Below are 13763 nucleotides of genomic sequence, written 5' to 3' on the forward strand. Positions count from 1 at the left end.
TATTGATTTATTACGTTGTGTTTTGTTACAAAAAATGTTTTCTTTAATACGCTGCGAATTTACAACTTATAATGGTTCATTAAGAGTTTTTCATAAACTTTATCTGGCAAAATTCTTTTTAAAACAATAGAAAACTTTTCCATAAAGGCACCCACTTTATAATGGATTTTAGGTTGGTTACTTTCAATAATTTGACATACCGCTTTTGCCATAACCATAGGATTTCTTCCTGAATCTACATGAGCATCCATCAATGCTAAATTCTCAGCATATGTTTTCTTATAAGCAGAGTGCTCATACACAGGCGTGTGAAACCTACCGGCAGCTATATTAGTAGCAAAATCTCCCGGAGCCACATTTACTACTTTGATTCCAAAACTTTTAACCTCCATGCTTAAAGCCTCAGTAACCAGTTCTAATGCTCCTTTACTTGCTGAATAAATTCCTCTAAATGGCAATCCCATATAACCCGCTATAGAAGTCGTATTGATAATTAACCCGCTTTGTTGTTGTCTCATTTGAGGTAATACTGCTTTAATCACTTCTATAACTCCAAAAAAGTTAGTTTCAAAATTCGACCTCATCTCATCAGTAGGCGTATCTTCAATAGGTCCTGTAATTCCTTTTCCTGCATTATTAACCACAACATCTATTTTTCCTTCTTGCCGAATTATGGTAGCTATAGCCTGTTGAATTGTTTCTGTTTTAGTAACATCTAGAGCTACCATTGAAAAAGGAACTTCAACCGTACTGGGGTTTCTGCTGGTTCCGTATACTTTATAATTTTTAGTATGTAAATAGGTAGCTATAGACTTTCCTATTCCTGATGAAGCTCCTGTTATTAAGACAACTTTTGACATGTACTCTATTTTTAAGCAAATATCTAAAAGTTAAATTCAATAAAAAAACACTTTAAAAACTTATATTAGCCTCTCTATTTTATTGATGTTATGCGTAAAAAATATATTCTTAGCAGTTTTCTATTGTTAACCTGTTTAATGAGCTTTTCTCAAACCTCATTATTTCATCACTCAAAAACCTTTACCCGTCAAGACTCTTTAAGAGGCTCAATTACCCCTGAAAGATCGTGGTGGAACTTAACTTTTTACCATTTAGATATTGCGGTAAATCCGGATCAAAAATTTATTAAAGGAAAAAATACAATTCAATACACAGTATTACAACCTTCAACTACATTACAAGTAGATTTGCAACCTCCTTTACGTATTACCAAAGCAACTCAAAACGGTAAAAAATTAAAGATTACTTCTGAAGGAAATGCTCATTTTATTCATTTAACAGAAAAACAAAAAACAGGCACGTCCAATTCTGTTATTGTATATTATGAAGGAAATCCTAAAGAAGCTGTAAGAGCTCCTTGGGATGGTGGTTTTTCTTGGAAAAAAGATGCTAATGGCAATCATTTTGTTGCCACTTCCTGTCAAGGATTAGGAGCAAGTGTTTGGTGGCCCAATAAAGACCACATGTATGATGAAGTAGATAGTATGGCTATTAGTGTACGAGTTCCTAAAAATTTAATGGATGTATCTAACGGTCGTTTACGAAAAGTCGAAGAACATAATGACAATACCACAACCTATCATTGGTTTGTGAACAATCCGATTAATAACTATGGAGTAAATGTAAATATTGGTAATTATACTCATTTTTCTGAAAAATATCAAGGAGAAGATGGAGAATTAGATATGGAATACTATGTTCTGAAAGATCATCTTAACAAAGCAAAGAAGCAATTTAAAGATGCTCCTAAAATGATGAAAGCTTTTGAATACTGGTTTGGAAAGTATCCTTTTTATGAAGATAGTTTTAAATTGGTAGAAGTTCCGTATTTAGGAATGGAACATCAAAGTTCTGTTACATACGGGAATCAATTTATGAATGGTTATTTAGGAAGAGATTTATCAGGAACAGGTTGGGGATTAAAATTTGATTTTATTATTATTCATGAGGCCGGTCATGAATGGTTTGCCAACAACATCACCTATAAAGATATTGCTGATATGTGGATTCATGAAAGTTTTACTGCGTATTCTGAAAACCTGTTTTTAGATTTTTACTACGGTAAACAAGCATCTGCTGAATATGTAATAGGAACTCGAAAAGCTATACAAAACGATATTCCTATCATTGGTCAATATAACGTAAATGATGAAGGTTCCGGTGATATGTATTACAAAGGTGCTAATATGCTGCATACGATTCGTCAATTAGTAAATGACGATGCTAAATGGCGTCAAATATTAAGAGGATTGAATGCAACATTTTATCATAAAACAGTTACTACTCAAGAAATTGAAAACTACTTAATTAAACAATCCGGTATTGATTTATCTAAGGTATTTGATCAATATTTACGTACTATAAAAATACCTGTATTTGAATACAAACTCCATAAAGGAACTTTAAAATATAGATGGACAAATGTAGTTGATGGATTTAATATGCCTATAAAAATCAACGTAAATAAAGAAGATATTTTACTAGCTCCTACTCAAAATTGGCAAACACTAAAAACAAACACACATACTATAACTGTTGATCCTAATTTTTATGTAAAGGTTACTCAGTTATAACTAATAACCTATATTCATGAATAGAAAAAACTTCATCCAATCGTTACTGGGAGCTTCAGCGTTTATCTCTCTCCCATTTTCCTCGTATGCCAATGATAATGATGCACTGCTAAAAGCTATTCAAGCTACAAGTAAAGCTACTAAAGGAAATTTATTTGGTTTAAAAGCCGATCCTATAAAAAAAGTAAAAGTAGGAATCATAGGGTTAGGTAACCGAGGCACTACCTTACTTCAAATGTTTGAATGGTTAATTGCTCAGGGGCATTGCGAAATAGCAGGACTTTCTGATTTACGGGAGAAAAAAGTACAAAAAGCAGCAGAACGTCTTAGTCAATGGCAAAAGAAAAAAGCTAAACTTTATTTTGGCGGAGAAAATGAATGGAAAAAACTGGCTCAACAAGACGATATTGATTTATTGGTAATTACTACTCCTTGGGAACATCACGCGCCTATGTGCATTTATGGCATGAATCACGGAAAACATGTTGCTTCCGAAGTTCCAATAGCTTATACATTAAGTGAATGTTGGGAATTGATTGAAACTGCAGAAAAAAATCAGAAACATTGTATTATGATTGAAAACTGCTGTTATAATGAAGAAGAACTATTTGTACTTAACATGATTGAAAATGGTGTATTTGGAAACATTACTCATACTGAAGGAGCTTATTTACATGACTTAAGAGCTCACATGTTAAGTAATGATTACTATGAAAATCAATGGCGCTTAAAACATCATATTGAAAGAGACGGAAACTTTTATACTACACACGGATTAGGCCCTATTAGCTTTTACCTTAATATTGGTCGTGGTGACACCTATGACCATCTAACTTCAATGAGTTCAAGAGAACTCAACTTAAGCCAAACAGCTAAACGTATGAATTCTCCTTACACCAATTTTAAATGTGGAGATATGAACTCTACCATGATTAAAACGGTACAAGGAAAAACTATTTTATTACAGTTTGATGTACATACCGGACGCCCGTATTCTCGTATCAATAAAGTAGTAGGTACCAAAGCTACTCATGATGGTTATCCTAGCCGACTTTATATTGACAAAGAAGAATTGGCTTTTTGGGGACATAAATGGCTGTCTGATGATGACTATCAAAGTTATCAAAGTAAATATACACACCCAATTATAAAAAAATTAAAAACGATTAGTCAAAGTTTTAAACAAGGGCATGGAGGAATGGACTTTGTTATGATATATCGTTTAATCAGATGTTTAAACCTTGGTGTTCCTCTAGATATTAATGCTTATGATAGTGTAATGTGGAGTGCTATAACTCCGCTATCGGAAATTTCCGTAGCCAGCAAAAGTTTATCTATTCCAATACCTGATTTTACTAACGGACAATGGAAAAAAGAAAATCCGTTAGAAATTATGAGAGACATTTAATATTGACAATCTATGAGTTTAACTCTTCTAGTAATGGCTGCCGGAATGGGCAGCAGATTTGGCGGTTTAAAACAATTAAGCCCTGTAAATGATTTTAATGAAACAATTATTGATTATTCTGTTTTTGATGCCAAAAGAGCCGGCTTTACTAACGTAGTTTTTGTAATTCGTAAAGAGTTTGAAAACGACTTCAAACAACAAATCACACACAAATTTAAAAACCATATTGAGGTAGATTTTGTTTTCCAAGACACACAAGATTTACCCGAAAATTTTAAAGCTGTAAATAGAGTAAAACCTTGGGGAACCGGACATGCCATTTGGTGCTGCAGACATACAATAACTTCTAATTTTACGGTAATAAATGCTGATGATTTTTATGGTAGTGAATCTTTTCAAGTAATTGCTTCTCATTTAAAAACATTACAACCTACAAATATTTCAAGTCAATGTATGGTTGGTTATAAACTCATCAACACATTATCAGAAAACGGAAGTGTTTCTAGAGGAATTTGTACTATAAACACTCAAAATGAAGTTACTTCAATTACAGAACGAACGCAAATTGAAAAAAAAGGAAATCGTATTGTTTTTATTGAAGATACCAAAGAAACCAAGCTAAATTCTGATGATATTGCCTCTATGAATATGTTTGGATTAACACCGGCTACCTTTGCCGCTTTTGAAAACGACTTTATTACCTTTTTAACCCAACACCTTTCCGAGCAAAAATCAGAATTCTATTTACCCTCGGTAATTAACAACCTTATTACTAACAAACAAAGTGCTGTTACAGTATTACCAACGAACGCTAAATGGTTTGGTATGACCTATAAAGAAGATAAAAATTTAGTAATAAACAATATTAAACAACTAACCCAATCAGGAGCATACCCTGAAAAACTTTGGAATACCTAATGAATTTAACTCCTATTATTAATACCTTTCAAATAAAAGGCACTTACATAACTACTGAAACCATCAACTCCGGTTATATTAATGCCACTTACAAAATCAACACAACACAAGCCTGTTATATTCTTCAAAAAGTAAATCACCATATTTTTAAGAATGTAAAAGAACTTACGCAAAATATCATTCGTATTACTGAGCATATAAAAACTAAAACTTCCAAAGAAAACCAAGAAAATACATTAGAAGTAATTTTAACCAATACTAATAATGGATTTTATAAAGATGATGAAGGTAATTTTTGGAGAATGTTTAACTACCTACCCGGTTCCGTTACCTTTGAAATATTACAAAACCCATCACAAGCAACAGCTTTAGGAACAGCTTTTGCTACTTTTCAAAAACAATTGATAGACCTTCCTGAGCCTCCATTATTTGAAATACTACCTAATTTTCACAATACTTCTATTAGAATTGAACAATTTAAAGAGGCTATTAAAAACAATATTGATAATAGACTAGCTACGGTTGAAGAAGAAGTTACCTATTTATTAAACCTGGCACCGGAAATGGAAGAAGTGGTAAACTTAGGAAAGCAACAACTAATTCCTTTAAGAAGTATCCATCAAGATGCGAAGCTAAGTAATATTTTATTCAACCAACATAATGAAACCTTATGCATTATAGATTTAGACACTACCATGCCTGGATATCTATGTTATGATTTTGGCGATGCTGTGCGAACCGGAATGAATACAGCCGGTGAAGAAGAAAAAGACATTTCCAAAGTTGGACTGCATTTCGATTTATTTAAAGCTTTTACTAAAGGATATGCTTCTGTTTCTAAAGACTTCATTACTCCGAAAGAAATTGACACCTTAGTTTTAGGAGCTAAAATCATTACCTATGAACAAACTATTCGTTTTCTTGCTGATTATTTAAACGGAGATATATACTATCAAACATCCTATCCGGAACATAACTTAGTAAGAACAAAAGTTCAAATAGCTTTACTTAAAGATATACTAGCTCATTACGAAGAAATGTGTGCCTATGTAAAAAAACAATACACGCTATAAATTAATTTTGCACACTTATTTTTTAGTGTGCAAAATTTCACTTGCTTTTATACAATAGGAATACCTTTAAAATTGTCAAATACACCCCTTAATAAAAAACAACTGGTATATACAATGTATATTAACACTTTTTAACACAACACAATCCCAATTACTCTAAGGCTTCACAAAATAAACATCTCCTTTTCACTATCTTAGTTCCATAAATAACACACACACTTTACACTATTCAATACCATGGAACATACTCTTAAAATAGGAATGGCTCAAATAGCCCCTGTTTGGCTAGACAAACAAAAAACCATTGAAAAAATAAAAAACTATATAACAAAAGCAGGAGACAATCAATGTGAACTTATTGTTTTTGGTGAAGCTTTATTACCCGGATACCCTTTTTGGTTAACCCTTACAAACGGAGCTGAATTCAACTCTACAACTCAAAAAGAAATACATGCTCATTACCTTAAAAATTCAATTCAAATTGAAGCCGGAGAGCTTGATGAAATTTGTACTCTAGCTAAGAACAATAAAGTGGCTGTATATTTAGGTATGATTGAGCGTGCAAAAAACAGAGGCGGGCACAGCTTATACTGCTCTTTAGTCTATATTGATACTAACGGCCAAATTCAATCTGTACACCGAAAATTACAACCTACCTATGAAGAAAGATTAACATGGGCTCCAGGAGATGGTAACGGATTAAAAGTTCACGAGTTAAAAAGTTTTACCGTAGGCGGTTTAAACTGCTGGGAAAACTGGATGCCACTACCTAGAACAGCCCTTTATGGCTTAGGAGAAAACTTACATATAGCCGTTTGGCCGGGCTCTGAAAACAACACTTTTGATATTACTAGATTTATTGCTAAAGAATCTCGTTCTTTTGTGGTGTCTGTTTCTAGTTTAATGAGTATTGAAGATTTTCCTGAAGACACTCCCCATCTTGAAAAAATTCTTAAAAACGCACCGAAAACTTTAGCCAATGGAGGTTCTTGTATTGCCGGTCCCGATGGAGAATGGATAGTAGCTCCGGTTACCGAAAAAGAAGATCTTATAATGGCTACTATTGACATTAACAGAGTATGGGAAGAAAGACAAAATTTTGACGCTGTTGGACATTATTCCAGACCTGATGTAACAAAACTTACCGTTAACAGAGAAAGACAATCTATTATTACTATTGTTAATGATGTAAATTAAACATCTTTAAAACCAATAAAATGGAAGAGATACAACCGATCAACTTAATGGAAAAATTTTCATTATTTGAAAAATTATGGACACCTCACGTTATAGGAGAACTCAACGGACAATATGTAAAACTTTGTAAACTAAAAGATGAGTTTGTTTGGCATAGCCATGAAAACGAAGACGAGCTTTTTTTAGTTTTAAAAGGAACCTTGTATATAGAATTCAGAAACGGAAAAAAGATAGCTGTTAATGAAGGGGAAATTATCATTATTCCAAAAGGTGTAGAACACAAACCTTATACTAACGGAGATATTGTTTTTAATCTACTTTTTGAACCCAAAGAAACCGAACATACCGGTGCAATAAAAACTGAAAAAACAGTTGAAAAACTTGATTGGATTTAAAAAATGCTGAGGGTTTAACAGAAAATTCATGCAACACAACAAGTCATAAACAAAAAAATAATATTTAAAAATGACGCAAACCGAGCTCATCTTATTAAACTTAGAAGAAACAAGAAAGCGTAGTATTAAACTATGGAAAGCTCTTCCTAAGAAATACTATGATTGGAAACCGGATAATCAAGCCATGAGTGCTATTCAAATGGTTAGACATGTTTTGGAAGCTGACTATGGATGGAATATTATTATTAATCAAGGAGATATGACTAACTATAAAACTCCTTGGCATAACAAACCTTTTATAAGTGTAGAAGAAGAACTAAATTTTGCAAAACCCTACAGAGAAAAGTTTCTAAATAGCATCCGAAAATTTTCAGATTTAGAACTAACTAATATCATGGTTACTCATCCCGGAAACGGAGAAAAGAAACTACTTGGTAAATATCTACTACGAATCGGGTATCATGAAGCTGTTCACACAGGTCAATTTTTATCCTATTTAAGAACTATGGAAGTGGAACGTCCTTTTCTATGGGATTAACCTCACAAAAGACCTTGAAAAAATAATCACTCAACAGTCACTTTGTAACAAAAACAATGTCTTTTGAATAAATAATTACTTAAAAAAAATGAAAAAACTAACTCTTTTCTATTTCACTTTATTCTTTATAAACTTTTCTTGTAAAAAAGACTCATCCAACACTTTATCTGATGAAATAACAGCTATTGAAAACAACCTTTTACCTGCCATTCATATAGCAGGTGACTCAATAAAGCCATATAACCTCACAGAAAGAATGAAATACTACAACGTACCCGGAGTGAGTATTGCGGTAGTAGAAAACGGACAGCTAAAATGGGCCAAAGGATACGGAATAAGTGATACAAAAACCAACAAAAAAGTTGGCCCTAATACTTTATTTCAAGCAGGGTCAATCAGTAAACCCGTGGCAGCTCTTGCAGTATTAAAACTAGTAGAAGAAAATAAAGTTAATTTGGATCAAGATGTAAACACCTATTTACAGGATTGGAAAGTTCCTGAAAATATGCTGACACAACACGAAAAAGTAACTCTTAGAAAATTATTAACTCATACAGCCGGAATGACTGTTCACGGATTTCCGGGGTACAAACAAACAGATACTTTTCCTACCACAACAGATGTATTAAATGGATTAGGAAACACTCCTAAAATTACCATTGATACAATTCCCGGAAGCATTTGGCGGTATTCAGGTGGTGGTTATACTGTAATGCAAAAAGTAGTTGAAGACGTAACTAAACAATCTTTTGAAGATTATATAAACACAGCTATTCTCCAACCTATCCACATGAAGAACAGTACTTACAGTCAACCTATTGATTCTACAAAATATACAAACATAAGTGCAGCTTATAATCGTAAAGGAAAAATGATTGAAGGCAAGTGGAATAATTATCCGGAAAAAGCAGCTGCAGGTTTATGGACAACTCCTTCTGATTTAGCTAAATATTGCATGGAAATTCAACAAATTGTAAAAGAAAACAAAAAAGGCGTGCTTCATAAAAAAACAGTTGAAGCCATGTTAACCAAACATAAAAATAATTGGGGATTAGGACCTTCTTTACAAAGGGAAAGTGATTCTTTAGTCTTTAGACACGGAGGTAAAAATGCTGGTTTTACTAATGAAATGGTCGCTTTTGCTCATCGTGGAAATGCTGTTATAGTTATGACAAATGCAGACAACGGAGGCAAACTTATGGGAGAAGTATTACGTGGTATTTCTCAATATTATAAATGGGGCGTTAGCAAACAACAAGTTGTTAATGCTGTTGAAATTCCTATTGAAACTCTTAACGAATACACAGGAACTTACCAATTAAATTTTCAAGTACCTAATATTGGTGATTATTTCGTAGAAATAACAATTAAAAATAATCATTTATGCATTTACGATCCTAACAATGGTGATCTTAATATTTTAACCCCAACTGCCCCTTCAACATTTATTGATACAGATACCGGTGAAAAGGTTTCTATACAATCAGAAAATAATAAATTGGTTATGATTTTTAACAATAGATATACATTTTATAAGGTAAAAAAGTAACCTTTGTACAATATCTAAATATAGAAACTTGTTATAAATCAAAAAACAAATTAGTATCTTGAGGGCTATGAAATAGTAGCTACTCAAAACAAAAACAATTCACATGAACAAAAGACCAATTGTATTATTGTTAAGCATTATTTTTCTTACAATAATGAGCTGTAAAAACTCGCAAAAAACTGACACTACAGAAACTACTACTGAACAAACTGATACAATTCCTACTAAAAAAATAACCTTTATTTCTGCTGATAACGCCTATAAGTTTATCTTAAAAAACAATAAAGAAGGAATTATTTTAGAAGATGTAACTCATAACAAAATATATACGATGAATCATGTTCCTTCCGGAAGTGGAGCAAAATATGAAGATACAAACGGATATATTTTTTGGAATAAAGGAAATGATTTTACTTTTTATAAAGGAGATCAAACTTTAGCTCATGGGCAACTTGTTAACGAACCGCTTCTTTTTATAGGTAATTATGTTAGTGAAGGATATACAAAAAGAAGCGAAGGATATGACTGGGTTGCAGTATCCGTTAAACAAGGAAATAACAACTCTATTCAGATTTCAATCAGATCAAGGGCAGATAAAAAAAAGCCCACATGTACTTTTGATACAAAGGCTTACCCTACAGACAATAACAATATATTTGAGTCTTTTCAAGACGGAAAAAAAATTCTTTATACATTCTCTAATGATAGTATTACCATTACTACCAAAAACCAAGAGGATGAAAAAACTCTTTACTTTTTTTGTTCCGGAGGAGCAACGCTTGCAGGAACTTATACTAAAATCCAAGAACCTTTAGATACTCAACAAATAGACCTAACCTCTTTTTCAAAAACTCTTACCCTTCAAAAAATAGGTTTTAATGTAACTTCTGTTAAAAAGGAAGAAAAAAATACACTAACCATTTTTACTTTCGGACTTGAAGAAGTTGAGTTTAATGAAACTTTTGATATAGAAGGATCACAAGTCATAGGTGCCGAAGTAGAAGATCTTAACTCAGACGGTTCTCCTGAACTATTCGTTTATACCCAATCTGACGGTAGCGGTAGTTATGGAGAAGTATTCGCTTTTTCTGTTAATAATAAAAAATCAATGAGTCAGGTATATTTTCCTCCAACAGCAGAAAACAAGGCTATTAATAAAGGATATATGGGACATGATCAATTTTCTCTTGTTGAAACTTCATTAGTGCAGCGTTTTCCTATTTATAAAGATACCGACACAAACTCTAATCCTACAGGAGGAACACGCCAAGTTTCTTATAAATTAGTAGACGGAGAAGCAATGCGACAATTGGTTATAGATAAAGTAACTGAATTTTAAATACCTCCTAAAAAATAACCTTTGAAAATAAAACATGATGAGTAAAAAAATTGGACTTAAAGAGGCTATTTCTATCGGTATCGGAGGAATGGTTGGCGGTGGAATTTTTGCTGTACTTGGTCTTGCTGTTTCCTTAGCAAAAGGTGGTACCCCTATTGCTTTTCTTTTTGCAGGATTACTTGCCTTAATCACCTCATACAGCTACGTTAATCTCTCTAAAAAATATCCGGATCGCGGAGGTACCGTTAAATTTATCAATCAAGGTTTTGGTAAAACTGTTTTTAGCGGTGCTTTAAATAATTTATTATGGGTAAGCTATATTATTATGCTTTCTTTATACGCTTCCGCTTTTGGTTCATATGCTCCTAACCTATGGGAAATTACTCATAATAAAACAGTGGATTTTCATATGTACGCTAGCGCTATTATTATTATAGCTACTGCTATAAACTATTACAGTATTACGGTTGTAGGTAAAATAGAATCTTATGCTGTTATCATTAAATTAATTATTCTGATTGGCTTTATTTTGTTAGGTGCTTACGGATTAATAGGCAATCCTAATGTAGAACAACTGGCTATTCAAAATTGGGAAAACCCTATAAAACTTTTTGCCGGCGGAATGGTTATTTTTGTTGCTTATGAAGGTTTTGAACTGATTGCTAATGCAGCTCCGGATATCATTTCTCCGGAAAAAAACATCTCAAAAGCATATTATTTCTCAGTCATTTTTGTCATTTTCTTATACATAATCATCGCTTTAGTTACTGTTGGCTCACTTCCCTTTCAAAAAATTGCCTCCGCCGAAGATTATGTACTTGCGGAAGCTGCCCGACCAATGTTAGGAAAAGTAGGATTCACCATTATAACAATTGCTGCTTTAATTTCAACTTTTTCTGCTATAAATGCTTCTCTTTACGGAGGTAGTAAAGTAAATTATGAAATTGCTGAAGACGACGAACTACCTCATCACTTTTTAGCTAAATTTTGGAATCAACCTATCGGATTAATGATTACCGCTGTTGTTACACTGGTATTGGTAAACATTTTAAAACTAGAAAGTATATCAACAGCTGGTAGTGTTGGTTTTTTATTAATTTTTGGTATTGTAAACCTTGTTGGATATAAGCTTTCAAAAGAAGTTAACGGAAACAAAATAATTCCTTTATCCGGTTTTATTTTATGTATAATTGCTCTTATTATTTTAATCAGTCAGCAATATAGTTCTAACCTCACCGGAGTTATTGTATCTGCCAGTATTATCACTTTATGTTTTGTAATGGAATGGATGTACCAAAAAAACAATACACACTAAATATATGAATACCACTCTTACTTATTTTAAAGACTTAATTCATAAATGGGAAGAATCAATTCTAACATGGCTTCCTAAAGGTTTTTTAGCTATTGTTGTTTTAATTGTTTTTGTTGTATTAGCCAGAATAGCTAAGAACTTAACATTAAAATTCTGTGCAAAAACCATTAAAACACAAAATGATATTTCGGGTATCATAGGTTCTCTTATTTACTTTTACTTTATTTTAACCGGTGTTTTTCTTGCATTACAAACCATTGGTTTAGAAAAAGTACTGACGCACTTATTAGCCGGGGCCGGAATTGTAGGAATTATAGCCGGCTTTGCTTTTAAAGATATTGCTTCTAACATTTTTGCCGGACTCTTGTTAAAAATACAACATCCTTTTAAAAAAGGCGATTGGGTGAATATTGATAATTGCTACGGTGTGGTTGCTAATGTAGGTTGGATTACTACTACTGTAAAAACGATTCCAGGACAGGAAGTTTTTATTCCAAATCAAATTATTTATAGCAATACTTTTACCAACTTTTCAACCTATCATAAAAGAAGAGTTATTCTTAAATCCGGAGTTTCTTACGGAGACGATTTAGAACATGTAAAAAACGTAGCCATTGATGAAGTAAAAAAATTAGAAGAATTATTACCTAATGAAGAGGTGGATTTTTATTTTACTGAAATTGGAAACTCTACATACAACTTTCAACTCCGTTTTTGGATAAAGTTTAACAACAATAACGATTTTCAAAAAGCTATGAGTAATAGTATCATTCGCATTAAAAAACGTTTTGAACAAGAAAATATTTCCATTGCTTACCCAGTTACTACCTTAGATTTTGGTGTTAAAGGAGGTGTTAATTTATTTGACAAAGAAATTACGATTAAGCAATAATTCTTTCAAAATAATCTTTTTATATATTTGAAAATCATTAAGAACACAGCTATTAATCAACCTACATGAAAAAGATAATTTACACCTTAGTTTTTGTATTTACTTCAATAACGTTTTGTAACGCACAAAAAATTGAAACAGAAAAAATTTTCGGAGGATATAGATATACTCAAAACGGAAAAACCCTTACGATGAATAATTTAACTGTTTTAATGCAATCTAACAAGCAAGCTTTGGAATTACTAAAAAAAGCTAAAACAAATAATACGTTAGCTTATATACTAGGAGGTGCAGGAGGAATTTTAATAGGAATACCCCTAGGACAATCTATAGGTGGTGGTGAAGCCAACTGGACTTTAGCAGCTGTTGGTGCAGGAATTATTGTTACAGCTATACCAATTGCTTCAAGTGCTAATAAAAAAACAAAACAAGCTATTGAATTATATAATTCATCGCTACAATCAACTTCCTCATTTAATTTTAAACCGGAATTTACAATCATTGCCAATGGTAATGGAATAGGAATTTCGATGCATTTTTAAATA

At 32.4% G+C, this 13763-nt stretch carries 13 protein-coding genes; 12 read left to right on the forward strand and 1 reads right to left on the reverse strand.

Features of this window, described 5'->3' with window-relative positions; genetic code table 11:
- Window positions 1–59 precede the first annotated feature (59 nt).
- On the reverse strand, window positions 60–860 hold the full coding sequence (locus tag ACQY1Q_RS04130; protein WP_431004026.1) for an SDR family oxidoreductase: 801 nt from the start codon (window positions 858–860) through the stop codon (window positions 60–62).
- A gap of 138 nt (window positions 861–998) precedes the next feature.
- Between ACQY1Q_RS04130 and ACQY1Q_RS04135 the strand changes: the two genes are divergently transcribed.
- The 12 genes from ACQY1Q_RS04135 (at window position 999) to ACQY1Q_RS04190 (ending at window position 13760) form a co-directional block, all read left to right on the forward strand.
- Window positions 999–2594: a M1 family metallopeptidase gene (locus ACQY1Q_RS04135; protein ID WP_431004027.1), complete on the forward strand. Its 1596-nt coding sequence runs from the start codon at window positions 999–1001 to the stop codon at window positions 2592–2594.
- Between the two features lie 16 nt (window positions 2595–2610).
- Window positions 2611–4002, forward strand: a complete 1392-nt coding sequence (locus ACQY1Q_RS04140) for a Gfo/Idh/MocA family protein (protein WP_431004028.1) — start codon at window positions 2611–2613, stop codon at window positions 4000–4002.
- Window positions 4003–4014: 12 nt separating this feature from the next.
- Window positions 4015–4920 (forward strand): nucleotidyltransferase family protein, encoded by a 906-nt coding sequence (locus ACQY1Q_RS04145; RefSeq protein WP_431004029.1) that lies wholly within the window; start codon window positions 4015–4017, stop codon window positions 4918–4920.
- Window positions 4920–5993: a phosphotransferase enzyme family protein gene (locus ACQY1Q_RS04150; RefSeq protein ID WP_431004030.1), complete on the forward strand. Its 1074-nt coding sequence runs from the start codon at window positions 4920–4922 to the stop codon at window positions 5991–5993. Before ACQY1Q_RS04145 ends, ACQY1Q_RS04150 begins: the two co-directional genes overlap by 1 nt.
- 237 nt (window positions 5994–6230) lie before the next feature.
- Window positions 6231–7190 carry a carbon-nitrogen hydrolase family protein gene (locus tag ACQY1Q_RS04155; RefSeq protein ID WP_431004031.1) on the forward strand — a complete coding sequence of 320 codons (960 nt, stop codon included), beginning with the start codon at window positions 6231–6233 and terminating at the stop codon, window positions 7188–7190.
- Window positions 7191–7210: 20 nt separating this feature from the next.
- Window positions 7211–7585: a cupin domain-containing protein gene (locus tag ACQY1Q_RS04160; protein WP_431004032.1), complete on the forward strand. Its 375-nt coding sequence runs from the start codon at window positions 7211–7213 to the stop codon at window positions 7583–7585.
- 70 nt (window positions 7586–7655) lie between these two features.
- Window positions 7656–8123: a DinB family protein gene (locus ACQY1Q_RS04165; protein WP_431004033.1), complete on the forward strand. Its 468-nt coding sequence runs from the start codon at window positions 7656–7658 to the stop codon at window positions 8121–8123.
- An 88-nt stretch (window positions 8124–8211) separates the two neighbouring features.
- A complete protein-coding gene (locus ACQY1Q_RS04170) occupies window positions 8212–9672 on the forward strand; it encodes a serine hydrolase domain-containing protein (RefSeq protein ID WP_431004034.1) in 1461 nt (486 codons plus the stop codon).
- A gap of 103 nt (window positions 9673–9775) precedes the next feature.
- Window positions 9776–11011, forward strand: coding sequence for an MliC family protein (locus ACQY1Q_RS04175; protein WP_431004035.1), 1236 nt, complete (start codon window positions 9776–9778; stop codon window positions 11009–11011).
- Between the two features lie 37 nt (window positions 11012–11048).
- Window positions 11049–12326 carry an APC family permease gene (locus ACQY1Q_RS04180; RefSeq protein ID WP_431004036.1) on the forward strand — a complete coding sequence of 426 codons (1278 nt, stop codon included), beginning with the start codon at window positions 11049–11051 and terminating at the stop codon, window positions 12324–12326.
- A 4-nt stretch (window positions 12327–12330) separates the two neighbouring features.
- Complete coding sequence (locus ACQY1Q_RS04185; RefSeq protein WP_431004037.1) at window positions 12331–13218, forward strand: mechanosensitive ion channel family protein; 888 nt, start codon at window positions 12331–12333, stop codon at window positions 13216–13218.
- A gap of 65 nt (window positions 13219–13283) precedes the next feature.
- Window positions 13284–13760, forward strand: a complete 477-nt coding sequence (locus ACQY1Q_RS04190) for a hypothetical protein (protein WP_431004038.1) — start codon at window positions 13284–13286, stop codon at window positions 13758–13760.
- The last annotated feature ends 3 nt before the right edge of the window (window positions 13761–13763 follow it).

Origin of the sequence: Tenacibaculum sp. TC6 (genome assembly GCF_050606265.1) — a bacterium.
Taxonomy (GTDB): domain Bacteria; phylum Bacteroidota; class Bacteroidia; order Flavobacteriales; family Flavobacteriaceae; genus Polaribacter.